This is a genomic window from Pseudomonas quercus, assembly GCF_012033695.1.
Taxonomy (GTDB): domain Bacteria; phylum Pseudomonadota; class Gammaproteobacteria; order Pseudomonadales; family Pseudomonadaceae; genus Aquipseudomonas; species Aquipseudomonas quercus.
The window spans coordinates 1-1,430 of record NZ_JAAVJI010000043.1 but is presented as its reverse complement, the minus strand read 5'-3'; the positions used below and the strand labels follow the sequence as shown (position 1 = coordinate 1,430).

The window sequence follows — 1,430 nt, the reverse complement described above, 5'->3', positions numbered from 1 at the left end:
TGGACTGCCCCCAAGAAGTTGGACACCTACCCAACCTTGGGAGGATCCATGGGTAAGTACACCGATCAGTTCAAGCTCACAGCCGTTGCTGCCTACCTGGAAGGCAGCAACGGCTTCCGAAAAGTGGCCTGCCATTTTGATATTGATTGCAGCCTGCTTCGGCGCTGGGTTGCTAAATACCAGGCAGGCAACGGTGTCAGCTCACGGCCGCTCGTACGACGCTATACCAGTGAGTTTAAGGAGCAGGTGCTCAACCACATGAATGAGCACCGGCTTTCGCTACGCCAGACCGCTGCACATTTTGGCCTTGGGCAGCCCTCTCACATAGGCATTTGGCAGCGGGAGTACTACAGTGACAGTCCAGCCGCTCCGACTCCCACACCACCTGCAAAGCCGGCCAATGCGTTGAAAACTATCAAACCCGTCAAACCCTCCAATACCGATGATGCCCAGAAGCCTCGAGAACAACTGATGGCTGAGCTTGAATACCTGCGCATGGAGAACGCTGTCTTAAAGGAGCTCGAGCTTGTACGGGAGGAAAAGGAGCGAACACGGATGAAAAAGTCCTGATCGTTATCAAGCTCAAATACAGGTTCCCGCTAGCCGGCCTTCTGGTACTGGTCGGATTGGCGCGCAGCACCTTTTACTATCAGCTCAAGGCTCGCCAAAAGCCGGACAAACATGCCGATCTCAAAGAGCTGGTGCAGCGTGTGTACCACGAGCACAAAGGGCGCTATGGCTATCGCCGTGTTGCGCTGGCGATTAGAAAAGACAGGCTGGTGAACAAGAAAGTCGTTGAGCGTTTGATGGTCGAACAAGGGTTGAAATCACTGGTACGGCCCAAGAAATACCGTTCCTATCGCGGTACGGTCGGGAAGACAGCCAAGAATCTGCTGGAAAGAAATTTTGTCGCTCAAAGGCCCAACCAGAAGTGGGTAACCGACGTTACCGAGTTCAAGGTGGGGCAACACAAGCTGTACCTGTCGCCGGTAATGGACCTGTACAACGGTGAGATCATAGCTTACGAAACAGCCAGCAAGCCGCGTTATAGCCTGGTTGGGAACATGCTCGACAAGGCGCTGGGTTGTCTGAGAGAAAAGCCAAAACTAGTGCTTCACTCGGATCAGGGATGGCATTACCAGCAGATCCAATACCACCATAAATTGCGCGAGAGGGGCGTGAAGCAGAGCATGTCGCGCAAAGGTAATTGCCTGGACAATGCCGCCATGGAAAGCTTCTTCGGCACGCTTAAATCCGAGCTGTTCTACCTCAAGCGCTTCGAGAGTATTGATGAGCTGAAGGCGGAACTGGATGAGTACATTTACTATTACAACCACCACCGCATCAAGCTCAGGCTCGGTGGTCTGAGCCCTGTTGAGTACAGGGCTCAGGCAACATCATAAACTGTCCAACTTTAAGGGGGCAGTCCA

The 1,430-nt window shown here is 53.2% G+C and carries 1 protein-coding gene; it reads left to right on the top strand.

The window, feature by feature from the left end:
* The first annotated feature begins 48 nt into the window (after positions 1-48).
* Positions 49-1,403 (top strand): IS3 family transposase gene (locus HBH25_RS22940; RefSeq protein WP_168086218.1). Its coding sequence is split into 2 segments (ribosomal slippage): positions 49-534 and positions 537-1,403, totalling 1,353 coding nucleotides; the frame shifts between segments, so codons are not numbered across the junction.
* The last annotated feature ends 27 nt before the right edge of the window (positions 1,404-1,430 follow it).